The sequence below is a fragment of the Vibrio sp. D401a genome (genome assembly GCF_030248515.1).
Classification (GTDB): Bacteria; Pseudomonadota; Gammaproteobacteria; order Enterobacterales; family Vibrionaceae; genus Vibrio; species Vibrio rotiferianus.
In genome coordinates this window covers 54,758-81,440 of sequence record NZ_JAHGAI010000034.1, presented here as the reverse complement: position 1 = coordinate 81,440, position 26,683 = coordinate 54,758, and the positions used below count along the sequence as shown (strand labels likewise).

The following is a 26,683-nucleotide window of genomic DNA, read 5'->3' as shown; positions in this document are numbered from 1 at the left end:
GAAATCATAACTTTGCTGAGTAGTTTATTGGTGTTACATTTTGTTACTTATTCAATTCCATAAAAGAGATAAATAAATGGCTGGAGCAAGTTTACTAACACTGTTGGATGACATTGCAGCTGTATTGGATGATGTCGCGTTGATGTCGAAGATGGCGGCGAAAAAGACCGCTGGTGTACTGGGCGACGATTTAGCGCTAAATGCGCAACAGGTGTCTGGCGTAGCGTCAGAACGAGAAATCCCGGTGGTTTGGGCGGTGGCAAAAGGGTCGTTTAAAAACAAACTGATTCTAGTGCCATCGGCGTTGTTGATCAGTGCCTTCATTCCTTGGCTGATCATGCCATTACTTCTCATTGGTGGTTTGTTTCTTTGCTTTGAAGGGGCTGAGAAGATCTTAGAAAAGCTTTTTCCTCATGCGCACCAACATGAAGAGAAGAAAGAAGAGCTCAATACCGGAGAATCGGTTGAAGAGTACGAGAAGAGAAAGGTCGCCGGTGCGATTCGTACTGACTTTATCCTCTCTGCAGAAATCATCGTGATTGCTTTGGGTACGGTGACAGGCTCAAGCATCGTAACGCAAATTCTTGTGGTCAGCTTAATCGCGGTATTGATGACCATTGGTGTTTACGGCTTAGTCGCAGGCATCGTTAAGCTTGATGACTTAGGTTTTTACCTAGAACGCACATCAAATGGTGAAGGACTGAAAGCCAAGCTAGGTGGAGCGTTAGTGGCGTTTGCACCTAAGTTGATGAAGATGCTTGCTGTGGTGGGTACTGCGGCAATGTTCCTTGTTGGGGGCGGTATTGTTGTCCATAACGTGCCTGCAATTCATCATCTGATTGAACCGATCATCATGGATTTCCGTGGTCATACAATTGCGACGGCGATTGTGCCGACATTGCTTAATGGTGTGATTGGTGTCATCGCTGGCTTGGTTGTGGTTGCAGCTTGGACTTTAGTAGAGAAAGTTCGTGGTAAATAATTACTCAGTAGACAGTAGACAGTAGACAGTAGACATAAGGCTTAAAGGAGCCAAAAGAAAAGGGTCATGCGTTTCCATATCGAATATGGTGGCATGACCCATTTTTATTTCGTGGAGATGATTACTTCACTTCCCACTCAATCTTTTCATTTGCACGAATTGGCACAACGATGTCGCTACCAAACGGCATCGTTTCTGGTACATCCCAAGCTGCTTTTTCTAGCGTCACGGTATCTGTGTTACGAGCGATACCGTAAAAATCAGGGCCATTCAAACTAGCGAATGCTTCTAGGTTTTCTAGCTTGCCTTCGTTCTCAAAGACTTCAGCGTAAAGCTCTAGCGCTGCGTGTGCAGTGTAAGAACCTGCACAACCACAAGCTGACTCTTTTGCGCCTTTTGCGTGTGGTGCTGAATCTGTACCTAGGAAGAATTTCTTGCTACCACTCGTTGCTGCTTCGATAAGCGCTTGTTGGTGGGTATTACGCTTAAGAATTGGCAAGCAGTAGAAGTGTGGCTTAATGCCGCCTACTAGCATGTGGTTGCGGTTAAACAGCAGGTGGTGAGCAGTGATGGTTGCTGCAACGTTATCAGAAGCGTTGTTTACGAAATTAGCCGCGTCCGCAGTCGTGATGTGCTCAAGAACGATTTTTAGGTTAGGGAAGTCGTTGACGATAGGAGCAAGAACCGTGTCTAGGAATTCCTTCTCACGGTCAAAAATATCAACGTGGTTGTGAGTCACTTCACCATGAACCAAAAGCAGCATGCCAACTTCTTCCATCGCTTCAAAAACGTGGTAGATGTTCTTTGCATCGGTTACGCCAGAATCAGAGTTGGTGGTTGCGCCCGCAGGATAGAGCTTTGCAGCGACAATCTTTCCTGTTGCTTTGGCTTTGCGGATTTCGTCTGGTGTGGTGTTATCTGTAAGGTACAGCGCCATAAGAGGCTCGAATTGCTCGCCGTGTTGCTCAGCAAGGATTCGATCACGGTAGGCTAGCGCCATTTCAGTATTGGTCACTGGTGGGACGGTGTTCGGCATGATCAGTGCACGACCGTTATAACGGCTAATATCGCGAACGGTATCTTTTAGAACTTCACCATCGCGTAAGTGAACGTGCCAATCGTCAGGACGAGTAATAGTCAGTGTTGTCATTAATTGCTCCCACCATTAAAAAGTTATGTTTGGAGCCTAAACGCTGCATTTACCTCAAGAGCAAACGCTTGCGCTTAGGCGACAGGATGATAGTGGAATTGCTCTTCCATTTCACCCCATTTTTCACATTTCTTTACGGTAGGAGCTCAGCTGGTTACTTCATCGTCAACCAAAGCGCGTGAATTGTGCCTGGTAGGAAGAAGAAAAACGTCAGGATTAGATTGATGAAGAAGTCTTTCTCTAGACCTTTTTCCATGTAAACCGCCACTGGTGGAAGAAAGATACAAAGTAGAATTAGAATCAGTTTGTTAGTATCCATGGTCTATGCTCCGGATAGGTTATTTTTAGTGTCAAAAAGTTGGCGAATTATGTGCTCAATGTCACATCTTGGCAATCCTAATTTCGTCAATAATGTGCAAATTTATGGGACGTTATTCATAAAATGCGACGCACTGACACATATCCTAGAGCTCAACAATGAATCCCTTATGAATATATCACGTGCAAATTGGAGTTTTATCCCCGAGTAACCTCGAGACACTTGGGTCACCAAGCTTATGGGGATATGATAGTAGAACAATTAAAAAGCACCTGTAGGAAGTAGGTTATGTCGCAATCAGTTTTATCCCAAATTAATGTTTTTCCAGTGAAATCCGTAGGAGGCGTCGCGCTGTCTTCCGCTTGGGTTGAAAAACAAGGATTAAGTTTTGATCGTCGATTTATGATTGCGACGTCAGATGGCTCAATGGTGACGGCCCGTAAATTCCCACAAATGGTGACCATCAAATCAGCGTTATTGCCAGATGGTGTGGTGTTTACCAGCCTTGGGGAAGAGCCATTAAAGATCCGTTATCAAGATTTCAAAATGCAGGAAGCACCCGCGACGGTTTGGAAAGACAGTTTTACTGCATACACCACCACTGACGAAGCAGATGATTGGTTTAGTAAAGTGTTAGGTCTTCGCGTTGAGTTACTTTTTACTGGTGAGCAATCTAATCGTGTAAGAGAGAAGTTGGGCCACAACGTTAGCTTTGCTGATGGCTATCCGGTGCTTGTGATCAGTGAGGCGTCACTGGAAGAGCTAAATCGCAGAAGCTCTGAACAGCACTCGATGGACCAGTTTAGAACCAACCTTGTGGTGTCCGATACCAAGCCATTTGAAGAAGATTCATGGAAGCGCATTCGCATTGGTGAAGTCGAATTTGAATCAGTGAAACCTTGTGAGCGTTGCATTCTAACCACCGTTAATACTCAACGTGGCACTTTCCGCGAAAGCAAAGAACCGTTGAAAACACTGCAAGAGTTCCGTGCTAATGAACGTGGTGGTGTGTTCTTCGGTCAAAACCTTGTTGCCCTTAACGAAGGTATTATTCGTCAGGGAGACAAGGTGGAAGTGCTGGAATACAAAGAAGCTGAGTTCTATCCAGATAACTCTCCTAATCGCATGTCGCTCACCTGTGTCGAGCGAGAAGAGATTGCGCGTGACTTCGTCACCTTATGGCTTGAGCCGAGTAAAGGCCAGTTGCCAACATACTTGCCGGGTCAGCATTTACCAATTGAAGTGGATATAGACGGTAAGAAAGTTGGGCGTCGTTATACGCTTTCTTCTAGCCCATCTCGCCCAGGCCGTTATGCGATTTCCGTCAAGCGTGTTTCTGGTGGTCGTGTATCTAACGCGTTACTGGATAACCTGCAAGTGGGGGATGTATTGGAAGCGGAAACGCCAGATGGTCAATTTCATTTAAAAGAACACTCTGTTCAGCCTCTACTCTTGCTGTCTGCCGGTAGCGGTGTAACGCCAATGCTATCGATGGTGCGTTACTTGGCTGATCACAACCAGCTCGATGACGTGGTGTTCTACCATCAATGTAGTAGCGAGATTGATATCCCGTGCAAAGATGAGTTAAACGAACTAAAACGCCAGCATCCAGGCTTAGATGTGAAGATCTGCTTAACTCAGCCTGCGGTGGACTGGTTTGGTCTGAAAGGGCGTATCAGCCTGTCTCATATAAAACAGATTAAAGATGTTGAACAACGCCAAGTGTTCGTTTGTGGCCCAGATGGTTTTATGCAAAAAGCGAAAAACCTTCTGCTTAAAAAAGGGCTACCTGAAGATAACTACCATCAAGAAGCCTTTGGCGTTTCGGTTGCGACGACCAAACCTGAGAAAAGTGTTGAGGTTGAGTTCAATGGCTTTAAGTTGATGGGGAACAATCAACAAACGTTACTTGAGCAAGTTGAGAGTTCAGGTAAGAGTATCACGAACAGCTGCCGTGCGGGCTTGTGTGGGGCGTGTAAGGTGCAATTAGAATCAGGGCAGGTCGATCATCCGGATGTACCTGCATTAAGCGCAGAAGAACGTGCAATGGGTAAAGTGCTCGCGTGTTGTGCTATTCCGCAGACGGACGTGACACTTACGGACTGAACTCCAAAAAATAAACCGTAACAAATAAAAACGCCGCTAACTTAGCGGCGTTTTCTTTATTTACTTCAGAGCAGATTCAGAAAGAAATCGCTCAGGAATAAAATCGCATTTTAGTCGTAGATCGTTGGGATTGGCTGACGTTTGTGCTGAGTCATTTTGTAGATTGCTACAAGACGATCGCTCACTTCTTGCGATACTGGCTTACCTTCCAGGAAGTCATCGATCTGTTCGTAAGTTAGGCTCAGTGCATCCTCATCAGCTTTTTGTGGTGCAAGCTCTTCCAAATCTGCGGTCGGTACTTTCTTCACTAGCTGCTCAGGAGCACCTAGTGTTGCAGCTACTTCACGAACTTGACGTTTGCTTAAGCCGAATAGTGGCGCCATGTCGCACGCGCCATCACCAAACTTGGTGTAGAAACCAGTGATGTTTTCTGCCGAGTGGTCAGTACCTAGAACCAAGCCACCAACGTAACCAGCGATTTCGTATTGAGCAACCATGCGAGCACGCGCTTTTACGTTACCTTTCACGAAGTCAACTTTCGCAGCATCCGTTGGAAGAAGGTCAGTATCTTTTAATGCAACGTGAGAAGCGGCGTGAAGGCCATCTACACCTGCTTTGATGTTTACCGATACAGAGTGCGTTGGCTGGATGAAAGAAAGTGCAAGTTGTGCTTCATCTTCATCTTGTTGCTCGCCGTAAGGCAAACGAACAGCGATAAACTGGTAGCTATTGTCGCTCGCTTCTTCGTTTAGTTGGTCTACAGCCAGTTGAGCTAAACGACCACATGTCGTTGAGTCAACGCCACCGCTGATGCCAAGAACAAGAGACTTACAGCCTGCTTCTTGCAATTTACGCTTAATAAAAGCGACACGGCGTTCAATTTCGAAATGCGGGTCGATAGAAGGTAGTACACGCATTTCATCGCGGATGGATTGTTCCATTTCGGGTTCCTTTTCCTGCAAATATATTAGACACCAAATCAGTATAAAGAGGCTCATACCGAGGCGAGCGCTCATGGTTCTTAAATGGTGATAAAACACTCACTTGATGCTCACAAACGTCGCATTAGTGTCAAAAAACTCTAAAGATTAGTAGTATCATACCGAATTCATTGGATTAGAAAACTCTCTTCAACCAGGTAATCACCGGATATGAAAAAAATCGCCGTTTTTGGTAGTGCATTTAACCCGCCGAGTTTAGGTCACAAAAGTGTGATCGAGTCATTGAGTCACTTCGACGTTGTGCTTCTTGAACCAAGCATTGCACACGCATGGGGCAAAGACATGTTGGATTACCCAACTCGGTGCAGGCTTGTCGATGCATTTATCAAGGATATGGCGCTTTCCAATGTTCAACGTTCGGATTTGGAGCAAACTTTGTACCAACCTGAGCAAAGTGTGACGACTTTTGCGTTGCTGACAAAAATTCAAGAAATTTATCCGACGGCCGATATAACTTTTGTTATTGGTCCTGATAATTTTTTCAAATTTGCTAAGTTTTATAAAGCAGAAGAAATTACCAAGCGTTGGTCTGTTATGGCTTGTCCAGAAAAGTTGAAAGTCCGAAGCACTGATATTCGAAATGCAATCAACCAAGGTGAAAGCATAGACCGTTATACGACGATTTCGGTCAAGCGCATGTTGATTGATGAAGGCTTATATAAGACAATGCCGTTCGGTAAATAAGAGGTCTTAGATCTATGTTCAGAGCGATTTTAGTGAGTACATGCTCCTTGCTTGTTATAAGCCAGGCGTATTCTGCATGTAACTACGAATCGGATCGCTCTGTTGTATTTGCCGATAATACGATGTCTGTGTGCGAAGAGCTCTTTGATAGTGTCGGTGTGTTAAGTTCCGATGCTCTGAGGTGGTATAAGCCGAAAGTCCTTTTGGATGAGCCGATAGAAAGTTATTGGGAACAATGGGCCATCAAGCCGGAAGATACTCCAATATTGACCCAAAGCTTGGAAAAGAACTACTTTGGGTTAGGTGTTTGGATGCCTGAAGAGCTGAGAGACTTTGAAAGAGACATGACGACAGAAGAATGGCTAAAAAGCCATGGGTTGATGTTTAGTGTCGGTTTTGGAGACAAAGGGGATGGAGAGCCTCGAATGAGATTTGATTATCGATGGCATGACTATTATGACGCCAATTGGATGATGCAAATCGAAGTCCCTTTCTGAACCAATAAAAAGCGTGCCAAGTGCACGCTTTTGAATTTCTTTGGTTACAGTTTCTTGCCTAATAACAGTTCACTTAGCTGATCACATTGCTGCTCACTGCCGTCAAACAAATCCTCAACTACCTGCCTTTTCTTAATGCCAGAAAGCGTTCTCTTTCGAGCTTCTCGTACCAATAGAGCAAGATGGAGTTCCTTTAATGCCTGATCTTTACTCTGCGGGCTCCATTGCTTCAAGGCTTCGCTTACTTTAGATGTGATGATTTTCGGCTCAACGTCGAGCACTTCATGCTTGATAATGCGCAGTAGATCATTGTGAAGTGACGTTTCTGCGTCACATACTTGTATTTTCTCAAGTGCGGCTTGAAGCAGAAGAGAGCGCTCAACAAAACCAGCCTGCGGAGCAAAGTTATCTCGCAAACGAACAGAGAAATCGCAACGAATAACAATACAGTTTGGAAAATAAGTGATGGAACTCAAACATCCTTGAGGAATCCAAAAAGAGTTACCCGGCTCAATGGCATACTCATGTTTACCTAATCTGATGGTTGCGAGCCCTTCAACAACGGTTAACAAGCTGTGTTTTAACGCCTTCTTTCGAGCTGTTGTGGTGAGAAGGGAGTATGATTCGTTGTGAAATTCAATCGCGTAGTTCATTAGAAAGACCTGAGTTTTCGGGGCGCTAAGGGTAACGCTAAACCCCCCAAATGCCAACCAGATATAAAGGCAAATTGGGGGATTATCTTGTGATGTTACTGGTATGACCATGTTAAAAGTATGGGGAGAAATGCTGCGGGCTTGCAAAACTCCGCGTAGAATGTGCCAGCTTTTTTTGAAATGTAGTGAACAATGACTTCTAATACAGATCCTTATTTTGAAATTCGTCCATACAATGACGAAGAAATTCCAGCAGCGCTGGACCGCCTGATCAAAGACGATGAGTTTATCAGCGCGATTTTAAACCACCGTTTTGCAGACAAAGCGGCGTGGTTCAAAACACTCATGAGTCCGATTATCCGTGTCTACTTAAAAGCGAAGTGGAGTAAACTGGATTCTGTGGAAGCCATTCAGCTAGAAGTAAAGAAATACCTTCAAGATACGTTGGATACAACGACTGATGGTGTCACCTTCTCTGGTTTGGATAAACTGGACAAAAACACATCTTACTTATTTGTTTCTAACCACCGTGATATTGCGATGGACCCTGCGCTCGTTAACTATGGTTTACATCAAACGGATCATCGTACTGTACGTATCGCGATTGGTGATAACCTGCTAAAGAAACCGTGTGCTACAGAGCTAATGAGACTGAATAAGAGCTTCATTGTTAAACGCTCAGCCAAAGCCCCGCGTGAAATGATGAAAGCACTTGGCCAGCTATCAGGCTACATCAAACACTCTCTAGATACTGGCAACTCTATTTGGATTGCCCAAAAAGAAGGCCGAGCTAAAGACGGTAATGATTTCACCGACCCAGCGATCTTAAAGATGTTTCATGTTGAAGGTCGTAAGCAAAAAATTAGCTTTGGTGAATACACTCGTTCATTGAAGATTGTGCCAGTATCAATTTCATATCAAAACGATCCTTGCGACATTGCGAAAGCCAAAGAGCTGTATGAAAAATCAGAGAACGGTAGCTACGAAAAAGGTGAGTTTGAAGACATTGAAAGCATCATCCAAGGTATCGTGGGTTACAAAGGTAAAGTGCATGTCGCATTTGGTGATGTAATTGACCAAGAATTTGAGACGCCAGACGAGTTAGCAAACGAAATCGACCGCCAAATTCACAATAAGTATCGAGTATTCCCTATCAACCTGCTTGCTGCAGGGTGTGAAGATGAGAGTGTTACAGATGACGTCAAGTCTCAACTAGCAGCAAAGCTTGAGATGTTACCAGTTGGTGCCCAGCGTTTTCTCGTAGCAAGTTACGCGAATCCGGTTAACAATAAAGAGGCTTAGACGGTTAGCCGAAATTGACCAGTTCAGAGGAACGAGGTAAATAAGAACTTAACATAGGCGTGTTATCTATAGGTTCTTAGCTCGTTCCTCCCATCGAAGTCTAAAAACACCTCATGGTGCGACCGCGCCGCCTAAGTTAAGCGTCGTAGGCCATTTAGATATTCGATTACCACCTAAGAAAATATTACCCTTAACTGTCATAGAATCGGGAAACTCTCTTAGCGCAGACCCTCCAATATATAGGTTACCTTCCACGACTAAGCCTTCTGGTAATGATTCGATAGGCGTTCTGATTACGCTTAGGTCACCCTTAACTTTGAGCCTATTAGGCAATCGCTTTAGTGGTGTGTCGGTTAAGTTTAGGTAACCGCCTAATTTGACGCCTTTAGGCCAACTCTCAATTTGACTGCCTAGTAGGTTGGCATAGCCCTTAATGGATACGCCGGGCATCACTTTCTTCAAGCTACTGTTTGTCGCTTCTAAGCTTCCCCTAACGTTGAGGCCTTTGGGAAGTTTAGTTATAGCGGTTTTAGATATGTTCAAGTTGCCTTTGACAACAAGGCCACTTGGCAAAGATGAATATGGCTTGTTTCTTAAGTCGATATTGCCATAGTTATCAACGTGATTGAGCTTACTGTATGAATCGAGTTCATAGGAATTTGCTGCCCATGGACATAGTAGGCAAATTGTGAGAAGAAAGCCGCGAAACATATTATTTGAACCAAGTGGCAACAACATACTTGAAAGAATAACTAAATCACGAGATATCTGCTAGAACGTTATATCTATTTAACTGAAATAGCGACGTTAAGAAATGCGTATCAGCAATCATATTACTTATTAAGTTTCATAGGTTGTTTAGCAATTTATAATATTCAGTAACTTGATGTTCTTTCCGGTTTGTGGCCCTAAATAATGATAGAGTCTATAAATAGAACAATACCTCTAAGCATCTTCTTACTGGGCGGAAACAATATGAATTACTTAACACCATTATTCGCTATTGCGGTTTCGGGGATATTATTAGTCACTGATGATGCGCATGCGAAAACATATACAACATCCGACATAAAACCAGTGATTGTTACAGATGGAAGTATCGGTAAACGTGTTTGCTATTATGAGGATAAGGCATACAGTATTGGCGCTGTACTTAAAATCGATAGTGTCTTAATTCAATGCGCCCCGGAGAAAGATTTTGAGCTCAATGGTGCTTTAAAATGGGTTGTGTTTGAAAGCAATAACTAAAAAAAGCGAGCATAAGGCTCGCTTTATGTAGAGGGAGTGACCTTTGATTAACGCGCTAGAGAGCGGGTCTTTAGTTCAAAGATTAGCTTTTCAGCACTTACATCAAACTTGAAGCGAGCTTTTAACTCTTTCGATTCTTCAGTAAGTTCAGATGTGTTGTACTCAACGTCTGCGCATACTGCTTTTGCTAGCTCTAGGTATTTTGCAAACTCTGCTTCTAATGCCGCTTTAGACTCAGCAAAAATCGTTACGTCAGCAACATCGTCACCTTCTTTGATGATGAAGCCGATTTCACCAGCGCAGCCACAAGCTTCACATACTTGGTTTTCTTCTAATTCGACACTCATAACGAATCCTCTTGTAAAAACTATGGGTATTCTATCAGGTATTTGATCTGTATCTACAAAAATGAATGAATTTGGATAAAAAAGGCTCGGTATGCTATGTTGTTAACCGAAGGTTAATGCTGATGAAACGCTACAATTTGATTGATAAATGTGATGTGTATCAATATTTAAGAGTAATTGATGAATTGTGCAGTCAGTTTTTTGTCAGGTGAGTTGAACTAAGTATTAATTTATAAGACTATTTCCTGATTGATTATTTTTACATAATTATCATTCTTGGCAAAAGCATATTCATGATGAATAGTCTGGCATTGGTTTTTATTGGATTGAACTAAGTGCCATATTTTTAATCACAGATATTGATAAAAAGGTCAATGTAAACCACGATTTACGCCGCGTGGTTTCGAGTTGATTGAGCTTATATTGAAGAAAAAGCTCATCAATAGATAATGCTGAGATGATTTTCATTCTGGCCTCATTTAACTGTGAGTTAGATGGATTTAAAAAGAGAAGAGCTTAAAATATGCCAAAGCGTAGTAAAGAAGATACCGAAATCACTATCCAAAAAATAATGGATGCTGTTGTTGATCAGTTGCTTAGACTTGGTTATGACAAAATGTCATATACAACGTTGAGCCAGCAAACAGGTGTATCGCGTACAGGTATTAGCCACCATTTCCCGAAGAAAACGGATTTTACCGCAGCACTAGATGGTCGAATTTTTAAGATGTTTGTTGAACATCTAGAATTTGACAAAGGTGTTGATGCGTTCTCTCAAAGCTGGGTTAAGGCCTTAGAAGACAAAGAATTCTTAGCAATTCTACGTCTATTATTCCATCATATTGTTACTTCAGAAAGCGCACACGAGTTTGCTTCAAACGGCATTGATCGTTTGTACAAAATGGCAGAAAGCCAATTTGGCGCTGGTAGTGACAGAGAGCTAGAGTGGTTAATAGGTAAGTCTCTAATTCAAATGAGCAAATAACACGAATCAAATAAAAAACCCGCTATTGAGCGGGTTTTTTTGTTTCTTGGAGCACTTTGCTGTGGTCGTAGCACAGGCTCTCTGTTTAAGCCGCTGAGTGGACTTGCGGGAAATCCATACTTGGGTGCTTCGTTACGATAGAACGATAGCCATAGACACATTCAATGCGTTCTGGTGTCAGGGCGTTCCAAGGTGTGTCATCACAAACCAGCTTTCCATCATGCAACAGCACTAATCTGTCGGCATATTGAGAGGCTAAGTTAAGATCGTGCAATACGATAACAACGGCGGCGTTGTTTGCTTTCGCAGCCTTGCGAGCGATCTTGAGTGTGTTGTGCTGGTGGGCAAGATCGAGCGCTGAAGTTGGTTCGTCTAACATTAAGATTTTCTTATCACCGGACAGGTGAAGCTGCGTTAATACACGAGCTAAGTGTAAGCGCTGTTTTTCACCGCCAGAAAGAGCAGGATAGAGGTTATCTGCCAAATGCAAGACATCGGTTTGCTTCATGTATTGCAAAGCAAGTTCTGTGGTCTCTTTATTTGAAATCGATAGAGGAATCGCACCTAGCTCGACGACTTCTCTTGCTAAGAACGGAAACGTCAGCGTGCTGTGTTGAGGTAGCATGGCAACGTGTTTTGCACTTTCAGAGGGCTCCCAGTCATTTTTTTGTTTGCCAAAGAACTGGATGTCACTCTGAGAGGGAATTTCACCGCACAATAGCTTGAGCAGCGTACTTTTACCCGCGCCATTTGGCCCCAACAATGCGGTGACCTCACCTGCACGAATATCGATACTAATGTCGTCTAGTACTACTCGGCTTCCGTATCTCATTGAGATATTTCTGCCAGACAAAACGATGTCATTCATTACAGGATCTTCCCTTTTTGTTGGAACAGTAAGTAGATAAAGAATGGCGCGCCAATCAGCGCAGTCACAATGCCTACAGGTAGCTCTGCGGGCGCAACAGCGACGCGAGCAAACATATCAGCGGCGGTCAGAAGCAGTGCGCCCATCAGCGCTGAAATAGGAAGTAGTGTACGGTGGTCAGGGCCTGCAAGCATACGGCCAAGGTGTGGAATCACCAGACCAATAAAGCCAATTGCACCACAGATACTCACCGTAATACCCACTCCAACAGCAGACAGGAGGATAAGTTGGCGTTTGAGCTTTTGTACCGGCACCCCTAGGTGTTTGGCTTCTGACTCGCCCAAAAGCAATGCATTTAATGACATGGCTTTTCTCTGGAACCAGAACATCAAGCTGATGAGCGTAACAGCGGCTAAGCCAATCCCTGACCAGTTTGCTCCTGCTAGTGATCCCATCGACCAAAGCGTTAAGTCTCGAAGCATTTGATCATCGGCGATGAAGTTCATAAAGCCAATCGCTGCACCAGAAAGAGCACTAATTGCTACGCCCGCTAGTAGCATGATGGTTACTGACGTACCAAACTTATTCGTGCCTAGCCAGTAAACTAATACCGTTGTAATCGCACCGCCTAGAAAGGCGAAGAATGGTAATGCAGCTAAGTTCATTAGTGTTGGGTAGTTTTGGCTGAAGTCGGCAAATACGACTATTGCAAATGCACCACCAAGCGCAGCACCAGCAGAAACACCGATGATGCCTGGCTCGGCAAGTGGGTTACGGAATAACCCCTGCATTACAACACCACAGATAGCGAGAATCGCACCAATAAACATACAAAGAATGGTGCGTGGAAGGCGGATTTCGTTGATGACGAGCTGAATATGAGGAGCAAGGTCTGAACCTGATCCTGTTAAGCCTCTCAGGCTGTCTGAGAGGCTAATATTCATTGGACCTACTGTAATGGACGCTACAGCGATAAAGGCTAAAATGCCCGATAACGCAAGTAGAGTAGTAGATAAAGGGATACGTCTTAACAGCATTGAGTCTCTCTATGGGTATAGTAGTTCGTTAAGGCGCTTGGCTTCTGAAAGACTCTTAAGTCCTAAACCGCCAACCAAAGCATGGCCATCAATCGTTACGATGTTTTTATTCTTCCCTGCAGGGGTAGCGGCAAGAAGTGGCATTGCTTTCAAAATCGCATCTGCACCGCCCATTGTTTGATAGCTACGGCCACTCACAAGGATCACGTCTGGTTGCATCTCGACCATTGCTTCTGTTGATAGTGGTTTGTATGAAGAGAGTTTGCTCGCTGCTGGGTTTTCGCCACCTGCAAGTTGAATGATTGCATCCGGTGTGGTTTCTGAGCCTGCGACGTTTGCTGGGCGACCTTCGTGAATCAGTAGGAAAAGTACCTTCTTCTTGTCAGCTTTCGCTGGTTGATTGCCTTCAAGTGCTTTTACTTGCGTTTCAACTTTTGTTTTCAGTGCTATTGCTTGATCTTCACGATGCATGATGGTCGCTATTTGGTCGATACGATCAACCAAACCTTCCACGTTTGCTTCTGTGTTGACGATCTCGACATTAACACCCGCTGATTTCAATTGGTCTAGCGTGGTGTTTGGGCCCATTTCATCTGAGCCAATCACTTTAGTTGGACTAAGTGCTAGCAAGCCCTCAGCAGACAGGCGGCGGTGGTAACCAACTTTTGGTAGCTCCATCCCTTCCGGTAGCTGGCTTGTTACGTCGACAGCAACAAGGCTGTCTTTGGCATCAAGAGCAAGCAATAGCTCAGTCACAGCGCTACCCGCACTGACAATACGTTCATTTGATGGTGCTTCGTTGGCAAACAGGGTCGCACTTGCAAGCATAGTAATAGCGGCTGTCAATGCGGTACGAACGGGCAAGAGTGTTTTATTCATTAGTTTGTTCTCAATCTATGTTCTTTTATTGCGACTCTTCAGTGAGCAGTTGAGTCGCTTGAATTCCGTTTTCTTGTAAAAAGCCAAGAAGCTTCACCAGTGACTGAATATCTGCGGTCTTTTCCGCACCAATCACAATGGGTTTGTCGGTTGATTTGCTTTCTTCTAACAGAGCTATCGTGAAGTTTTCCCAATCGATGTACGCCTTACCATTGATCGCCCAATGTGGCTCTTCTTTAAGGATGTTCACTGTGATCGATTGTTTGTCTACTTCAGCAACTGCTTGGGAATCAGTACTTGGTAGGTTCACATCGAGGGAATCTAACTTCACCGCGGCGGTGAGCATCAGAAACACCATAACGATGAAGATGATGTCGAGCAGCGGAGTTAAGTCTGGTGTTAAGCCGTGGCTGTTATTGTCTTGCGGTGCCTTTATCATGAGCTTCTCGCTTCAACATGATTTGCAACAGTCGCGACTTCTTTGCTGTTTTCAGGGGATACGTGTTGAAGTGAAATGCCTTCAAGCCATAGGTTCACGTAGTTCAGAGTGTGTTCAAGCTTTGCGATAACACGATCAGCCCATAGACCAATAAGTTGTGCGCCAGAAATTGCTGGCAATGCAATGATCAAACCTGCAGCTGTCGTGCGCATCGCAAGGCCAAGACCATCGGCCAGATCGTTTGGTGTGATGTTGCCTGTAGAAGAAGCAATACCTTTAAACATGTCGATAAGCCCAAGTACCGTACCCAACAGACCAATAAGAGGGCTGATCACGCCAATCAGGGTCAATAAACGCAGCCCTGAGTGCAACTGATGACGTTTTTCTTGTAGCCAAATCCCTGCTGCGTCTTCTCGTAATGACTTAGAAAATGAGTGGTGGGCAAGCAGCATCGCAACGCCACGGTATAAGAGGGGGCGCTTGCCGGAAAACTCATCCGCTAGGGCTTCGATGTCTTTGTTGTTGGTTGGATCAAGGTCGGTCAACTTTTGGCGAATCGCGCGTTTTCCGACGCCTAAGCTAATGAATACTTGAAAGAGTCTTTCCGCAATGATCATGACTGCAAGTGCAGAGCAAATAACTAAAGGCCAAGTCATAAGACCAAATTGGTTTTGTAAATGTTGTAGCTGTTCCATTATCCATCCAACTTAAAACGAACTGGGATTTGAACTCGGTGAGCAACTTTTTGCCCACCAGAAATATGTGGTGAGAATTGCCATTGTTTGATGGCACGTAGAGCAGAAACATCAAGCATCTCTGCACCTGATGATTCAATAAGAACCTGTTTAATCTGGTTGCCGTTTGCATCTAGCCACACTTCATAGAGGGCGACACCCTCAATACCGCGTTTGCGTGCTGAACGTGGGTAGCGGGGCTGAACTGGTTGAGACACAAAAGCAGGCTGATCAACCATTACAGGCTGTGATGTCGCCCCTTTAGATTGATTATTAGGAGCCGCTTGTTGCGGTTGAGGTTCTTTTGCGATTTTCTCTTCCACTTTTTCTTTTGGTTGCGGATCTTTCTTTGCAACGGGTTTTGGTGGTTGAGGTTTTTTAACCAGTTCAGGTTTCTTTTCAACGGGTTTTTTCTTCACCGCTTCTTTTTTTACGATCGGTTTTTCCACCGTTTTTTTAACCGGCGCAGGCTTTGGTTTCTTAGGTTCAGGTTGTTTCTTTGGCTCCGGTTGCTTTTCTTCCACCACTTCTTGTGGCGTTGGAGCCGCTTGTACCGGTTTTGGCGCTGAGACTAAATTCAAGCTTACCGAGCTGGTGGGATTGCCTGCTGGCATTGCAAACACTTTCGTCTCTTGAGAGACAAAAAGAAGCGCAGCGTGCACCACTAAAGAGGCGCCTCCGGCAATGGCATATCTTTTAACGTTCACGGATAAATCTCGGTAGTAGGAATCATTATCAAGTGGAAGGGATTATTACGCGAAAAGGAAATAAGATCAATTATCAATTGCATTATCATTACGCGCAAATTATGATCTTTGCAGTTTTTTTGAAATGAGCCTCAATCCTTTGTGTGGTGGGCTTTAAGTGAGTAAATATGAGCGTCGACATTTATAAATTTGGCGAATCAATTCTTGGGAGTGATAGCCCCGATCCGCTGCGCTTTGCTTTTGTGAAAAAACACTCCGCACATGCGGGTGGTAGCAGCATGCCAGTGCCACCGCCACAACAAGGTGAAATTCTGTCACGGATCACTTCCGAAACAACGCAAAAGACCAATAAGCGTTGCCTGTACATTCATGTGCCATTTTGTCGTGTGCGCTGCACTTTTTGTAACTTCTTCCAAAATGCGGCGAGCCGTAAGCTTGTTGATGAGTACTTTGATGCTCTAATGAAAGAGCTGAAAGAGAAAGCTGCACTGCCATGGACACAAAGTGGCATTTTTCATGCGGTTTATATCGGCGGAGGCACGCCTACAGACTTATCTGCAGATCAAGTTCGTATTCTTGGTCAGGCAATTCATGACTATTTCCCTTTAGCCGCCGATTGTGAAATTACCCTAGAAGGGCGTATTAACCGATTCTCGGACGAGCTGTATCAGGGAGCGCTAGACGGAGGTTTCAACCGTTTTTCATTTGGTGTGCAAAGCTTCAATACCAAAGTACGTCGTAGTGCTAAGCGTTTAGATGATCGTGAAGATGTCTTGAACCGCGTTGCTGAGCTCGCTAAAGAAGACAAAATTCCCGTCATTATAGATCTGCTATATGGCTTGCCTTATCAGACAAAGGAAGTGCTCGAACAAGATTTGCACGACTTTATGTCTACTGGCGCGCACGGTTTGGACCTATATCAACTGGTTGTTGGTGGGACAGCCCCAATGTTGAACCTAGTTGAGAAGGGTAAGATGCCGCCACCGGCAACCGCGCCTGAAAAAGCTGGTATGTACGAGCTTGGTGCGAAATTCATGTCGAAGCACCACATGAAGCAACTCAGCGTTAACCACTGGGCGATCGATAACCGTGAACGAAGCTTGTACAACAGCCTAGCGAAGACGTATGCAGAAGTGCTTCCTATTGGCTGCGGTGCTGGCGGTAATATCGGTGGTTACGGCATGATGCAACACCGCACGCTAGACACTTATGTGAAGGCCGTGAATGAAGGGCAAAGCACTATCGTGATGATGATGAAGCAAAGCCCACTAGAGCCACTCTTTGCTGCGCTTAAGTCAGGTTTTGACCGTGGCATTGTCCAAGGGAATAAACTGCCAAACTTCATGGGTGAAGATACCTTTAACTTCCTAATGCCGCTGTTCAAAGTCTGGCATGGCAAGGGCTTGGTAGAACTTCAAGAGCGCAGCCTAGTGCTAACCCTTGCAGGGAGCTTCTGGGCAGTTTCTCTCGCGCAGGCATGTATTCAGGTACTAACGTCGGAAATGAACGAAAACGTGCCAAAAGTATCTAACAATTAATCTGAAAGAAATGGAAAAAACAATGGAATCAATTAAGCAACAGGTCGAAGCCCTACTAGAACAAGAACCACAACTGCTGCCAGCGGCGATGGCAGAGCGCCTTGGCGTATCTGAATTTGAAGTGGTTGCAGCATTACCTCAAGAAATGGTAGCGGTGGCTCCGGGTGAGCAAGCACAAGGCATTTTGGAAGGTCTTGTTGGCTTTGGTCCTGTAACGACGATTGTTCACTCTTTCGGCTCAATATTTGAAGTGAAAGCACCGTTCCCGAAAGGCAAAGTAGCACGTGGTTACTATAACTTAATGGGTAAAGAAGGCGAGCTTCATGGCCACCTTAAACTGGATAACGTGAAAAACATCGCGCTAGTAAGTAAGCCGTTTATGGGACGCGAAAGCCACTACTTTGGTTTCTTCTCTGAGTGCGGTAGCAACATCTTTAAGATCTACCTCGGTCGTAATGAAAAGCGCGAACTGATTGAAGAGCAAGTAACTGCATTCCGTGCAATGCAAGCTGAGTTCAACCAGTAGTTTAATAATGTTAAATGCGTACGACGCTTGCTCCATCCGCCAACAGGTGGGGTGGCGTCGTTTATCAAAGAATAACCGAGTTTAAACTCGGAAACACAAAACAAGTAAAGTTAGGTATCAAAATGGATCAGCAAGTTAAACAAGAGCGTTTACAAGGTCGTCTAGGACCAGAAATTAAGGAATTTCGTCAGGAGCGCCGTACAATTCAACTAGCAACAGTTGATGCGGAAGGTCGTCCAAACGTAAGTTACGCCCCATACGTTCAAAACCAGGAAGGTTACTTCGTTCTTATTTCTCAGATTGCTCGTCACGCACGTAATCTATTAGAGAATCCAAATGTATCTTTGATGATGATTGAAGATGAAGATTCGTCGAAGCAGTTGTTTGCTCGTAAGCGTCTAACGTTTGATGCGGTTGCAACCGTTGTTGAGCGTGATACTGAAATGTGGCAACAAGTTGTTGGTCAAATGAAAGATCGTTTCGGTGAGATCATTGATGGTCTGAGCCAACTAGAAGACTTCGTTCTGTTCAACCTAAAAGCAGAACAAGGTCTGTTCGTGAAAGGTTTTGGTCAAGCTTACCAAGTATCAGGCGATGATCTGGTTGATTTCGTTCACCTTCAAGAAGGTCACAAGAAAATCGAAAACGCATAAGCCGATTTTCTAACTTATTATCGTCTAAACGGATGTGAATGCCCAAAGGGAGTTAGGTTATACTAACTCCCTTTTTTATTAGAACCAAAGCACAGAGAAAGAGCATGAGACCAGTAAGTAAGGAACTTGGCGAGATTTGTTACCCATTCATTTATGAAGACAGCCCGGTCTGCGATTTTGAAATTACGGCAGACGAGTTGTGCAGTCGAATTGGGCTTGTGCTATCGATGGAGTTGGATGATTTTAGCCGCGACCTCCTAACTCGCATGCAGCCAAACGTGTACCATGTTAATGGTTCTATCCGCGGCAAGCTGGCGATCACAGAAGCGGAAGTTGATGAGCTCAAAGCCGACTACGATGAAATCAAAGCGCGCATTGACGGCGGCTTTAAGGGGTTTGTCCTTCCCGGTGGTCACCCAACTTCCAGCCAATTGCATTTGTGTCGCTGCCAAGCCAAAAAGGTCGTTCGTGCATTGGTTGCGGTAGAGCATTCGGGTAAAAAGCAACCCGCACCAATTTTGTTCCGATATTCAAACCTGCTTGCCAACGTTCTCTACAGCTTGGCTTCCTATATCAACCACACATATAAAGTAGAAGAAACGGAGTTTGTGTCTCGCAGCTACACAATGCCAAGTAAATAACGAGACAAATTAAAGTCGTTAAGAAGCCATCGCTTTTGCTTCTAGCTCTTTTGCACCGCGCAGCATTGCTTCAATCAGTTCGCCAGCATTGAACTTCTCTAACGCTTCATGCGCGCCAACTTGGTGAGCTCGGTCGACACAAATCTCGCTAGAGAGTGATGTGTGAAGAATACGGTAAGAATTGTTCAGCGAAGCATCATTTTGAACTTCAAACGCAAGTTCGTAACCGTCCAATCCTGGCATTTCAATATCACTCACCAGAAGGTCAATAGGGCGGTTGGCTTCAGCTTCTCGTTTCATTAAGTCGAGCGCGTCAGTACCGTTTTTACAAATCTGATAAGGGATATTGATGCGGTCTAATGCATCGCTTAACTGCTTACGTGCAATAGAAGAATCGTCCACTAAGAGGATACTCAGGGCTTTCAGGCGTTCACGTTCGATGTCTGTCAGCATTGGAATCTTAGTGTTTTCGTATTGAGGGTAGATCTTCGAAAGCAAAAGCTCCACATCCAGCATTTGAACTATTTTCTCTTCATAACGAGTAATGCCAGTTACAAAGATGTTGTGACCTGCACTTTCTGGTGGTGTTTCAATAGCTTTCCAATCACATTCAATGATTTTCTCAATACTTCGAACCATGAACGCAACTACCGTACGTAAGCAGTCGGTCACGATTAAATAGCAATTCTGGTATTCCTCTTCTTGAATAGGACGGAATCCAATCGCTGCAGCCATATCGATAACGGGTACAGTTAAATCGCGAATTGTTACGGTTCCAATCACATGGTGATGTGAATAAGGGATCTTGGTCGTTGGCATGTAAGGAACAATTTCACGGACTTTAAGTGTGCCAATTGCGAAGTTCTGTTGCAGGGTGAGTTTAAACACCAACATGCCTTGAGATTGGTTCGCTTTGCTTGCGACCTTTGCCATGAAATAACCTTATCAATGTTACTGATTTATGTAGTATATCTTATCTTATAATCCTTACTCTTCAACTATTGGCTGAAGAAAGTTGAGCTCTTAACGAAATATCGCAAATCTCATTTGACTTTTATTTTCATACAAAAGTGTACTAACGCTTGAGCGTAAGTGGATACATTGGTTAAACTTGCGCCCCCACAAATAGTGAGAGACAGACAAATGGCAAACACAGCAGCTGCATTGCATATTCTTGTAAAGCACAAAGAACAAGCTGAAGACATCATTAAGCAACTTAAGAAAGGTGCTAAATTCCAGACATTGGCAAAGAAATACTCCACTTGCCCATCTGGTAAACGTGGTGGCGATCTAGGTGAATTTCGCCGTGGTCAAATGGTGCCGCAGTTCGATAAAGTTTGTTTTTCAGGAGAGGTACTAACTCCACATCTAGTCAAAACCAAATTCGGTTGGCACGTTGTGAAGGTGTTGTACCGCACTTAGAATTAGAAAAAGCCAAGCATTGCTTGGCTTTTTTGTTTAACTGGAAGTTACTGAAAGCCCGTGCTTTTAAGGGGCGTAGACTGGTTGTTCGATAAATCCAAAGTACTCATTGTTATTCTTAAGTATTTTGACACCCATTTGCGATAGCTCCATTGCTAACCGAAACGGATTGACATCGTAGTATTCTTCAACATAAGTCCAGAGTACGTAATTTGTGAATATATCCTGTTCTTCAAATAACCCATCTAACGAATATTGTAAGAAGACGTAAGCATCTTCTATTTTTACATCGAAGTTATTGATTATTGTTGTTCGCATAATTTGTTGCAGTTCGAAGAGTATGAACTGAGTCTCGTCATACAGGTTTGGATACGATTCCTTATATCCTCTATAAATTTTTCGTCGAAAAGCATGAGAGCCTTTGCTATTGAAACCCAAAAAGTCAGGGGTGTTCAGAAAGGTCTGGTGTACTTTTGAGACTGCGCTTTCAAACTCTTTTAGTTTGTCTAGAACCGTTTCATCATCCACTGACTCTGAGCTTTTGGCGAATTCTTTCGCGTTTTCAATCTTCGAGTAAAGTTCTTGTCCCTTCGGTAATGCGCCAATACAAGATGCCTGCTTATTAGGGCATGCTTGCCAAATATCAAATACAACAACGTCGTCATATCGGTACTTTGGCAGCTCTTCATTCTCCAGCTTATCTAGCTCTTTGTGCCAGTATTTCTGCCAAGCTTGAAAATTAGCATTGATTAAGTAGCCATACCTTTTTTGACAGTAGCGGTCGTAACAAAGGCCTGTCAAAACAAACAGCCAAGGTATCGCTAAATAAGCATAATAGTGAGATGAGTTGCTAGATATCAGACCATATATGAGTAGGCCAAGGGATGCAAAGAAAGAAATGAAGAAGCCGCACAGGTTAAGTTCGAAGAACAATCGTTGTCGCTCGGTCGTTCTATAAGTTTTCTCTGTATTTGAACTACAGCAAATTAAGAGAAACAACCCACAAATACCAAAAGCAATAAACTGGGCAAAGATTGCCAGTAGCACTCCCCAAAAAGACATGTTTATCCTCACATACTCAAAATAAGGCAAATTGTTGCATATCAAGCTTAGAAAGGTGAATGTCCGTGGTTTTTGTAACGACGTACTTCATAGTTTTTCTCATCTTGTCTTTTTGTTTGATTCTTAAGTGCTACAAAAACCAGCTCAGTTATCACCCTTAGTAAGGAGTAAACCGGACAAGCATTAAATGTTGCCGTTTTATAGCTCGCACCAACTGTGACATAAGCGACAGTTTCGTCTTCTTAAATATTTGTTACATATTGAATTTGCGCATCGGCTTAGACGAAGTGCTCAAGGAAAGGCGTAATAGCGATATCATTACTTTCCAATGTTTATTTTAAAAGTACTTTTAAAACAATTACTTATGATTGCCCCTGAGTCGTTCTGGTGTTTGTTTTTAGTGAACATTGTATTCAAGTACTCCTTTAAGCCGTACCCAAGGCGGAGCTACGCCTCGTTTTTCCCCCTAGCACAAACATATTAGGGGGGAGGGAGAGGCGCCAATAGTTCTTATAATTTCGGCTATTGGATTCGCTCACGACGAATTCGAGCAATAAATGGGTGAGCGAACGCGACGAGGAGAGAAACATGAGTGGCTTACAAGACACACAATCGACGGGTGCAAATGTAATCTTGCATGCTTTTGATTGGAAGTATGCTGATATTGGCCAACGTGCAGCGGAGATTAGCGAGCTAGGTTATGGCTCGGTTTTGGTTTCTCCACCAATGAAAAGTGCACAAGACGAACGCTGGTGGCAGCGTTACCAACCTCAAGATTACCGTGTTATCGATAATGCACTTGGAGACACCACAGATTTCAAAAACATGGTTGAAGCTCTCGACCGTGTAGGTGTATTAGTTTATGCCGACGTAGTATTTAACCATATGGCTAATGAAGCCCATCTCCGCGCGGATTTGCAGTACCCGCGCCAAGCTGTGATGGACGAGTACCAGCAAAATGCAGATAAGTATCAAGACCTCGTTCTATTTGGGGACTTATCTGAGCCGCTGTTTGATGAAAATGATTTTGTCGAAGCTTTTGGAATCAAAGATTGGAAAGATAAGTGGCAAGTACAAAATGGCCGTATCACAGGGGGGCCGACCGATCCGGGTTTACCCACCTTACGAGTGTGTGAGCATGTTGTCGCTCAGCAGAGACTGTATCTTCAAGCTTTGAAACAGCTTGGCGTGAAGGGGTTCCGTATTGACGCAGCAAAGCACATGACGCTGGAGCACTTGAAGCAGGTTTGGACTGAGGATATCACGCATGACGTCCACATTTTTGGTGAAATAATTACTGATGGTGGCGCGACTGAAGAAGAATATGAGCTGTTTCTTGAACCTTATTTGAAAGAAACACGACTCGGTGCGTATGATTTTCCGCTGTTTTCAACAATCTCGAAAGCGCTTAAGAAAAGTGGTAGCTTCAAGTCACTCATCGACCCGTATTGCTTTGGGCAGGCGTTATCCAATGGCCGAGCTATCACCTTCGCCATTACTCACGATATCCCAAACAATGATGTATTTTTAGAGCATGTAATGGGTGAGGAAGAAGAATGGTTAGCGTATGCGTATATCATGGGGCGCGACGGAGGAGTCCCTTTGGTATATACCGATCTTGACCCAAGTGGTATCAAAGATCGTCTTGGAAATCCTCGTTGGCAAAACTCATGGCGTGATCCTCGAATGGCGAAGATGATCGCATTTCACAACCTAACGCATGGTGAGCCGATGAGAATGGTAGAAGGTAATGATGATATGCTTGTGCTGCAGCGAGGTGATAAGGGGATTTTGGTTCTTAACAAGTCTCTACGCTCCCAGACGTTAGAGCTACCTGGCGATGCATTAGTTACGGATCTACTCTCAGGTGAACAGTTTGAACTTGGCCAACCCATTAAGGTACCAGCTCTTAACGCTATGATGCTGGTAAACTGCTAGATCGATTTAAATACTCTTCTCCTCAAAGTGGAGAAGGGTATTTATATGAAAATAGGATTTATTTACAGCTAAGTTACAGATATTTAAGAAAAATATTATGTGAACAATGTCACGTTATTGGTTGCCCAAATTTGTTAGATAGGCCGCAGCGAGTTGTTCACTCATGAGATCACGGTATCTCCGTTAACGATCTTTAAATTCTGATAAATATTTATAATATCATTGCGTTAGTTGAGATATAGATAGATTCACACTCAATAAACATCTTTACTTCTCCGCCTTGTACACTTTAAACGATATAGTGTTGTTCATGTAATTTCATAATCCGTTCGTATTTCATTCACATTGCGACATTCTCCATTCACACCTGTTAGATACAATTTCCCTTCCTACCTTATTTAAATATTAATCCAGCTACTAGCCTGTTGGAGAAACAAGTATGTTTAACAGTATACGAACAAGAATTGCAGTGAGCGCCGGTGGTGCAATGGCTTTTACTTTATTGATTGCGATGGGGATGACAACCAGTGCCTTCACTGAAGTAAATCAACAGATTACAACACAAGTAAAAAACCAACTGACAAATGCGACAACCTCTGATCTAAGAAATGCCGCTCTACAGCAGGAGCTTAGTATTTCAAATCAGTTGGAGCCAGTGCTTGCCAACCTGAAACAAGTGCGATCAATTCTCGAATTAAGTGCAGAGTCTAGTGCTACACCACAGGCGGTGGTAAAACAGTTCATCGCTTCTTTGGAGGCTCAGAATAAAGCTGTATTTGCTGGATATATGGTGTGGCAAGACATGTCTTGGCCTAGTGAAACAGCATTTGACATAAAAGACGGCTTCAATACCAAAGGCTATTTGGCACCATTCTTCTCTCCTAATTCCAAAAATAGCTTTGATGTTGTTGCAATGGAAAGCTTCAGTAACACTGAACTCAATAGTAGTGGTGAGCGTAAAGATGATTGGCATTTGAAACCATATGAAACGGGTAAAACGTTTGTTATGGAGCCGTACATGTATCCGGTTCGTGGTCGAGAAGAGCTAATTACTACAATCAGCCAGCCAATCAAAATGAATGGCGAGATTATTGGTTCTGTCGGCTTTGATTTATCACTAAATGAGTTACAAGGACAAAGTGAGAACCTAGCGAGCGGTTTATTCGAGGGCCAAGGTAAGATTCTAATTTCCTCTTGGAAGGGTGCTGTTCTTGCGAACAGTGATGATTCTGCTTCTGTGGGGATGAAAGTACCTTCCGAATTACTATCACAGTGGAAAAATATCCAATCGTTAGCGACACAAAAAGAGATCGGAATTATTTCGTTTGATGGCAATGAGTACGCCATAACTTCGATTGATACCAATGATGCACCATGGGTCGTGATTGTTTCGGTTCCTAGTAGCCACCTAACAAAAAGTGTGGCTGACTATGAGCAATGGAGTGACGAGCAGAACCAGTCAGCCATAGAAAAAGGTGTTTGGGCTGGTGGGATTGCTGCACTTGTCGGTATTTTGGCAATGGCATTCATCGCTAACTCGTTAGGCAAAGTACTAACGAACTTAGTCGAGCGTTTTAAAGATGCGGCACAAGGAGAAAGCGATCTTACCTATCGAATTGAGGTCAAAGGTAAAGATGAAACGGCTCAATTAGCGCACTGGTTCAATTCGTTCCTAGCCCGCATACAGGAAATGCTGTTAACGGTCACTGAAACGGCTGATCAAGTTGACAAAAGCGCAACTGAAGGCCAAACGCGTGCTGATATTTCGAAAGAGCAGTTAAATGCTCAAGTTAATGAGGTGAACTCCCTCGCTACAGCCATCAATGAAATGAGTGCAACCGCTCATGAAGTGGCAAACTCTGCGGTTCAAGCAGCAGCAGCAGCGAGCCAAGTGCAAAGCAATAGTGTGAATGGCATGGCTAGAATGGACAACGCAGCCAACGCGGTGGCACATCTTGCTAGTCAAGTGAGTGATGCACAGAGCCAAACGCAAAACCTTGTTGCGTCAAGCACCGCCATCCAAGGTATCTTGACTGAAATCGGCGGTATTGCGGAGCAAACAAATTTACTTGCTTTAAATGCTGCCATTGAGGCGGCTCGCGCAGGAGAGGCTGGTAGAGGCTTTGCGGTTGTGGCAGATGAAGTGCGTAATTTGGCAACAAGGACTCAAGGTTCTACTGAAGAAATTCGTACTATGCTGGCTCGTTTAGAGCAAGAGACTCAATCAATAGTTGTTTTGATGGAGCAAAGTCAGCAACAAGCTGTCGATACTCGAGATGAAACTCAAGCTGCGCAACAGGCGCTTTCTGAAATCAATCATGCTATCGAAGTAATTAATGATATGAACAATCAGATTGCGTCGGCTGCTGAGGAGCAAAGCTCGGTGTCGGAAGAAATTAATCGCAACGTTGTCACTATCAACGATACAGCAATGGATGTGATGGACTCGATGACATCTTCTGTTGAAATCAGTAATGAGCTAACGCGAAAGGCTACCGAGTTACATGGTGAACTAAGCAAGTTCAAATTATCCTAGTTGCAATATAAGACGATTGTTGAAATTGGGCAGGGTTGTCATTAGGCACCTTGCCTTTTTTATACTCAAATAACCCCGCCCTTCGGGAGCGTGTCACTGAAGCACGTTCTTTGCTAACTAAATAGCTTCGTCAAACAATTTGAAAAGAGCTAGCTATTTCGCTTCGTTGTTTTCATCGCTCACTTTCGGTAAATCGGGAATCAGTGACAACGCTCTGAACCCTGTATCTTGAAGTCACTTGAATATATATCTTCAATAGGAGAACAGGACGCGTGTAAATAGATGTAGCAGGGTGCTGGAAAGTGTAGGCTTAGCCAGAGAAAAAATAGCGAGAAGAATAAAAATGCTGGGGAACCAAACCCAGCATTCGGAACACTCATTTACCAATATTTTCGAACCGTAAATCAGTGTTTAGAGGTATGTGAACCG

28 protein-coding genes are annotated in these 26,683 nt (G+C 43.9%); 14 read left to right on the top strand and 14 right to left on the bottom strand.

Translation table 11 applies throughout. The features are described from left to right. The first annotated feature begins 76 nt into the window (after positions 1-76). Complete coding sequence (locus KIV41_RS13425) at positions 77-982, top strand: DUF808 domain-containing protein (protein WP_009697135.1); 906 nt, start codon at positions 77-79, stop codon at positions 980-982. A gap of 121 nt (positions 983-1,103) precedes the next feature. Here KIV41_RS13425 and pyrC read toward each other — a convergent pair whose 3' ends face one another. Both pyrC and KIV41_RS13415 read right to left on the bottom strand, forming a co-directional pair. Beyond that, positions 1,104-2,132: a dihydroorotase gene (pyrC, locus tag KIV41_RS13420; protein WP_020194060.1), complete on the bottom strand. Its 1,029-nt coding sequence runs from the start codon at positions 2,130-2,132 to the stop codon at positions 1,104-1,106. Between the two features lie 154 nt (positions 2,133-2,286). After that, complete coding sequence (locus KIV41_RS13415; RefSeq protein ID WP_005453437.1) at positions 2,287-2,451, bottom strand: YqaE/Pmp3 family membrane protein; 165 nt, start codon at positions 2,449-2,451, stop codon at positions 2,287-2,289. Between the two features lie 288 nt (positions 2,452-2,739). Between KIV41_RS13415 and KIV41_RS13410 the strand changes: the two genes are divergently transcribed. Further along, on the top strand, positions 2,740-4,557 hold the full coding sequence (locus KIV41_RS13410; RefSeq protein ID WP_285336663.1) for a hybrid-cluster NAD(P)-dependent oxidoreductase: 1,818 nt from the start codon (positions 2,740-2,742) through the stop codon (positions 4,555-4,557). Between the two features lie 110 nt (positions 4,558-4,667). Here KIV41_RS13410 and nadE read toward each other — a convergent pair whose 3' ends face one another. Next, entirely contained in the window at positions 4,668-5,498 is an 831-nt protein-coding gene (gene nadE, locus KIV41_RS13405; protein ID WP_038882690.1) for an ammonia-dependent NAD(+) synthetase, read from the bottom strand. A 210-nt stretch (positions 5,499-5,708) separates the two neighbouring features. Between nadE and KIV41_RS13400 the strand changes: the two genes are divergently transcribed. After that, a complete protein-coding gene (locus tag KIV41_RS13400; protein ID WP_010452673.1) occupies positions 5,709-6,242 on the top strand; it encodes a nicotinate-nicotinamide nucleotide adenylyltransferase in 534 nt (177 codons plus the stop codon). A 14-nt stretch (positions 6,243-6,256) separates the two neighbouring features. Then, the gene (locus KIV41_RS13395) at positions 6,257-6,739 is read left to right on the top strand and encodes a hypothetical protein (protein WP_010452671.1); all 483 of its coding nucleotides are present in this window, start codon (positions 6,257-6,259) and stop codon (positions 6,737-6,739) included. Positions 6,740-6,783: 44 nt separating this feature from the next. Here KIV41_RS13395 and KIV41_RS13390 read toward each other — a convergent pair whose 3' ends face one another. After that, a complete protein-coding gene (locus KIV41_RS13390) occupies positions 6,784-7,392 on the bottom strand; it encodes a hypothetical protein (RefSeq protein WP_038882695.1) in 609 nt (202 codons plus the stop codon). A gap of 192 nt (positions 7,393-7,584) precedes the next feature. On the opposite strand from KIV41_RS13390, the gene KIV41_RS13385 reads away from it, so the two are divergent. Continuing rightward, positions 7,585-8,694 carry a 1-acyl-sn-glycerol-3-phosphate acyltransferase gene (locus tag KIV41_RS13385; RefSeq protein ID WP_088879960.1) on the top strand — a complete coding sequence of 370 codons (1,110 nt, stop codon included), beginning with the start codon at positions 7,585-7,587 and terminating at the stop codon, positions 8,692-8,694. A 111-nt stretch (positions 8,695-8,805) separates the two neighbouring features. On the opposite strand, the gene KIV41_RS13380 is transcribed toward KIV41_RS13385, so the two are convergent. Then, positions 8,806-9,405 (bottom strand): hypothetical protein, encoded by a 600-nt coding sequence (locus tag KIV41_RS13380; protein WP_285336662.1) that lies wholly within the window; start codon positions 9,403-9,405, stop codon positions 8,806-8,808. A 264-nt stretch (positions 9,406-9,669) separates the two neighbouring features. Here KIV41_RS13380 and KIV41_RS13375 point away from each other — a divergent pair, with 264 nt between their 5' ends. Further along, entirely contained in the window at positions 9,670-9,942 is a 273-nt protein-coding gene (locus KIV41_RS13375; protein WP_285336661.1) for a YnjH family protein, read from the top strand. 47 nt (positions 9,943-9,989) lie between these two features. On the opposite strand, the gene KIV41_RS13370 is transcribed toward KIV41_RS13375, so the two are convergent. After that, positions 9,990-10,289, bottom strand: coding sequence for a YfcZ/YiiS family protein (locus tag KIV41_RS13370; RefSeq protein WP_010452661.1), 300 nt, complete (start codon positions 10,287-10,289; stop codon positions 9,990-9,992). A 523-nt stretch (positions 10,290-10,812) separates the two neighbouring features. On the opposite strand from KIV41_RS13370, the gene KIV41_RS13365 reads away from it, so the two are divergent. Then, entirely contained in the window at positions 10,813-11,274 is a 462-nt protein-coding gene (locus tag KIV41_RS13365; protein WP_010452658.1) for a TetR/AcrR family transcriptional regulator, read from the top strand. A gap of 85 nt (positions 11,275-11,359) precedes the next feature. On the opposite strand, the gene KIV41_RS13360 is transcribed toward KIV41_RS13365, so the two are convergent. From KIV41_RS13360 to KIV41_RS13335, 6 genes are read right to left on the bottom strand one after another with little or no spacing between them, the layout of a single operon-like run. Next, on the bottom strand, positions 11,360-12,142 hold the full coding sequence (locus KIV41_RS13360) for a heme ABC transporter ATP-binding protein (RefSeq protein ID WP_285336660.1): 783 nt from the start codon (positions 12,140-12,142) through the stop codon (positions 11,360-11,362). Beyond that, complete coding sequence (locus tag KIV41_RS13355) at positions 12,142-13,179, bottom strand: iron ABC transporter permease (RefSeq protein WP_088879963.1); 1,038 nt, start codon at positions 13,177-13,179, stop codon at positions 12,142-12,144. Before KIV41_RS13355 ends, KIV41_RS13360 begins: the two co-directional genes overlap by 1 nt. Before the next feature lie 9 nt (positions 13,180-13,188). After that, positions 13,189-14,058: a hemin ABC transporter substrate-binding protein gene (locus KIV41_RS13350; protein WP_285336659.1), complete on the bottom strand. Its 870-nt coding sequence runs from the start codon at positions 14,056-14,058 to the stop codon at positions 13,189-13,191. Positions 14,059-14,083: 25 nt separating this feature from the next. Next, complete coding sequence (locus KIV41_RS13345; RefSeq protein WP_038882707.1) at positions 14,084-14,497, bottom strand: biopolymer transporter ExbD; 414 nt, start codon at positions 14,495-14,497, stop codon at positions 14,084-14,086. Beyond that, on the bottom strand, positions 14,494-15,192 hold the full coding sequence (locus tag KIV41_RS13340; RefSeq protein ID WP_285336658.1) for a MotA/TolQ/ExbB proton channel family protein: 699 nt from the start codon (positions 15,190-15,192) through the stop codon (positions 14,494-14,496). Before KIV41_RS13340 ends, KIV41_RS13345 begins: the two co-directional genes overlap by 4 nt. Then, the gene (locus KIV41_RS13335; RefSeq protein ID WP_285336657.1) at positions 15,192-15,938 is read right to left on the bottom strand and encodes an energy transducer TonB; all 747 of its coding nucleotides are present in this window, start codon (positions 15,936-15,938) and stop codon (positions 15,192-15,194) included. The genes KIV41_RS13340 and KIV41_RS13335 overlap by 1 nt, the downstream gene beginning before the upstream one ends. A 167-nt stretch (positions 15,939-16,105) precedes the next feature. Here KIV41_RS13335 and hutW point away from each other — a divergent pair, with 167 nt between their 5' ends. The 4 genes from hutW to KIV41_RS13315 all read left to right on the top strand — a co-directional run bounded on the left by hutW (position 16,106) and on the right by KIV41_RS13315 (position 19,296). Further along, positions 16,106-17,476 (top strand): heme anaerobic degradation radical SAM methyltransferase ChuW/HutW, encoded by a 1,371-nt coding sequence (gene hutW / locus KIV41_RS13330; RefSeq protein WP_285336656.1) that lies wholly within the window; start codon positions 16,106-16,108, stop codon positions 17,474-17,476. A gap of 22 nt (positions 17,477-17,498) precedes the next feature. Next, positions 17,499-18,002, top strand: coding sequence for a heme utilization cystosolic carrier protein HutX (gene hutX / locus KIV41_RS13325; RefSeq protein WP_010452642.1), 504 nt, complete (start codon positions 17,499-17,501; stop codon positions 18,000-18,002). 122 nt (positions 18,003-18,124) lie between these two features. Then, the gene (gene hutZ, locus KIV41_RS13320; RefSeq protein ID WP_005441121.1) at positions 18,125-18,655 is read left to right on the top strand and encodes a heme utilization protein HutZ; all 531 of its coding nucleotides are present in this window, start codon (positions 18,125-18,127) and stop codon (positions 18,653-18,655) included. A 104-nt stretch (positions 18,656-18,759) separates the two neighbouring features. Next, positions 18,760-19,296 carry an ATP:cob(I)alamin adenosyltransferase gene (locus KIV41_RS13315; RefSeq protein WP_285336655.1) on the top strand — a complete coding sequence of 179 codons (537 nt, stop codon included), beginning with the start codon at positions 18,760-18,762 and terminating at the stop codon, positions 19,294-19,296. Between the two features lie 18 nt (positions 19,297-19,314). Here the strand turns inward: KIV41_RS13315 and KIV41_RS13310 are convergent, their stop codons facing one another. Then, positions 19,315-20,229, bottom strand: coding sequence for a chemotaxis protein (locus KIV41_RS13310; RefSeq protein WP_010452636.1), 915 nt, complete (start codon positions 20,227-20,229; stop codon positions 19,315-19,317). A 210-nt stretch (positions 20,230-20,439) separates the two neighbouring features. Here KIV41_RS13310 and ppiC point away from each other — a divergent pair, with 210 nt between their 5' ends. Next, positions 20,440-20,718, top strand: coding sequence for a peptidylprolyl isomerase PpiC (ppiC, locus tag KIV41_RS13305; RefSeq protein ID WP_005375342.1), 279 nt, complete (start codon positions 20,440-20,442; stop codon positions 20,716-20,718). 66 nt (positions 20,719-20,784) lie between these two features. Here the strand turns inward: ppiC and KIV41_RS13300 are convergent, their stop codons facing one another. Beyond that, positions 20,785-21,780, bottom strand: coding sequence for a hypothetical protein (locus KIV41_RS13300; protein ID WP_010452633.1), 996 nt, complete (start codon positions 21,778-21,780; stop codon positions 20,785-20,787). 588 nt (positions 21,781-22,368) lie between these two features. Between KIV41_RS13300 and KIV41_RS13295 the strand changes: the two genes are divergently transcribed. After that, a complete protein-coding gene (locus KIV41_RS13295; protein ID WP_285336654.1) occupies positions 22,369-23,718 on the top strand; it encodes an alpha-amylase family protein in 1,350 nt (449 codons plus the stop codon). A 439-nt stretch (positions 23,719-24,157) separates the two neighbouring features. After that, on the top strand, positions 24,158-26,254 hold the full coding sequence (locus tag KIV41_RS13290; RefSeq protein WP_285336653.1) for a methyl-accepting chemotaxis protein: 2,097 nt from the start codon (positions 24,158-24,160) through the stop codon (positions 26,252-26,254). Positions 26,255-26,683: the final 429 nt, after the last annotated feature.

Excerpts from the sequence above, each read along its gene's own strand:
- KIV41_RS13425 (WP_009697135.1), top strand. The coding sequence starts at position 77 with ATGGCTGGAGCAAGTTTACTAACACTGTTGGATGACATTGCAGCTGTA.
- pyrC (WP_020194060.1), bottom strand. The coding sequence starts at position 2,132 with ATGACAACACTGACTATTACTCGTCCTGACGATTGGCACGTTCACTTA.
- KIV41_RS13415 (WP_005453437.1), bottom strand. The coding sequence starts at position 2,451 with ATGGATACTAACAAACTGATTCTAATTCTACTTTGTATCTTTCTTCCA.
- KIV41_RS13410 (WP_285336663.1), top strand. The coding sequence starts at position 2,740 with ATGTCGCAATCAGTTTTATCCCAAATTAATGTTTTTCCAGTGAAATCC.
- nadE (WP_038882690.1), bottom strand. The coding sequence starts at position 5,498 with ATGGAACAATCCATCCGCGATGAAATGCGTGTACTACCTTCTATCGAC.
- KIV41_RS13400 (WP_010452673.1), top strand. The coding sequence starts at position 5,709 with ATGAAAAAAATCGCCGTTTTTGGTAGTGCATTTAACCCGCCGAGTTTA.
- KIV41_RS13395 (WP_010452671.1), top strand. The coding sequence starts at position 6,257 with ATGTTCAGAGCGATTTTAGTGAGTACATGCTCCTTGCTTGTTATAAGC.
- KIV41_RS13390 (WP_038882695.1), bottom strand. The coding sequence starts at position 7,392 with ATGAACTACGCGATTGAATTTCACAACGAATCATACTCCCTTCTCACC.
- KIV41_RS13385 (WP_088879960.1), top strand. The coding sequence starts at position 7,585 with ATGACTTCTAATACAGATCCTTATTTTGAAATTCGTCCATACAATGAC.
- KIV41_RS13380 (WP_285336662.1), bottom strand. The coding sequence starts at position 9,405 with ATGTTTCGCGGCTTTCTTCTCACAATTTGCCTACTATGTCCATGGGCA.
- KIV41_RS13375 (WP_285336661.1), top strand. The coding sequence starts at position 9,670 with ATGAATTACTTAACACCATTATTCGCTATTGCGGTTTCGGGGATATTA.
- KIV41_RS13370 (WP_010452661.1), bottom strand. The coding sequence starts at position 10,289 with ATGAGTGTCGAATTAGAAGAAAACCAAGTATGTGAAGCTTGTGGCTGC.
- KIV41_RS13365 (WP_010452658.1), top strand. The coding sequence starts at position 10,813 with ATGCCAAAGCGTAGTAAAGAAGATACCGAAATCACTATCCAAAAAATA.
- KIV41_RS13360 (WP_285336660.1), bottom strand. The coding sequence starts at position 12,142 with ATGAATGACATCGTTTTGTCTGGCAGAAATATCTCAATGAGATACGGA.
- KIV41_RS13355 (WP_088879963.1), bottom strand. The coding sequence starts at position 13,179 with ATGCTGTTAAGACGTATCCCTTTATCTACTACTCTACTTGCGTTATCG.
- KIV41_RS13350 (WP_285336659.1), bottom strand. The coding sequence starts at position 14,058 with ATGAATAAAACACTCTTGCCCGTTCGTACCGCATTGACAGCCGCTATT.
- KIV41_RS13345 (WP_038882707.1), bottom strand. The coding sequence starts at position 14,497 with ATGATAAAGGCACCGCAAGACAATAACAGCCACGGCTTAACACCAGAC.
- KIV41_RS13340 (WP_285336658.1), bottom strand. The coding sequence starts at position 15,192 with ATGGAACAGCTACAACATTTACAAAACCAATTTGGTCTTATGACTTGG.
- hutW (WP_285336656.1), top strand. The coding sequence starts at position 16,106 with ATGAGCGTCGACATTTATAAATTTGGCGAATCAATTCTTGGGAGTGAT.
- hutX (WP_010452642.1), top strand. The coding sequence starts at position 17,499 with ATGGAATCAATTAAGCAACAGGTCGAAGCCCTACTAGAACAAGAACCA.
- hutZ (WP_005441121.1), top strand. The coding sequence starts at position 18,125 with ATGGATCAGCAAGTTAAACAAGAGCGTTTACAAGGTCGTCTAGGACCA.
- KIV41_RS13315 (WP_285336655.1), top strand. The coding sequence starts at position 18,760 with ATGAGACCAGTAAGTAAGGAACTTGGCGAGATTTGTTACCCATTCATT.
- KIV41_RS13310 (WP_010452636.1), bottom strand. The coding sequence starts at position 20,229 with ATGGCAAAGGTCGCAAGCAAAGCGAACCAATCTCAAGGCATGTTGGTG.
- ppiC (WP_005375342.1), top strand. The coding sequence starts at position 20,440 with ATGGCAAACACAGCAGCTGCATTGCATATTCTTGTAAAGCACAAAGAA.
- KIV41_RS13300 (WP_010452633.1), bottom strand. The coding sequence starts at position 21,780 with ATGTCTTTTTGGGGAGTGCTACTGGCAATCTTTGCCCAGTTTATTGCT.
- KIV41_RS13295 (WP_285336654.1), top strand. The coding sequence starts at position 22,369 with ATGAGTGGCTTACAAGACACACAATCGACGGGTGCAAATGTAATCTTG.
- KIV41_RS13290 (WP_285336653.1), top strand. The coding sequence starts at position 24,158 with ATGTTTAACAGTATACGAACAAGAATTGCAGTGAGCGCCGGTGGTGCA.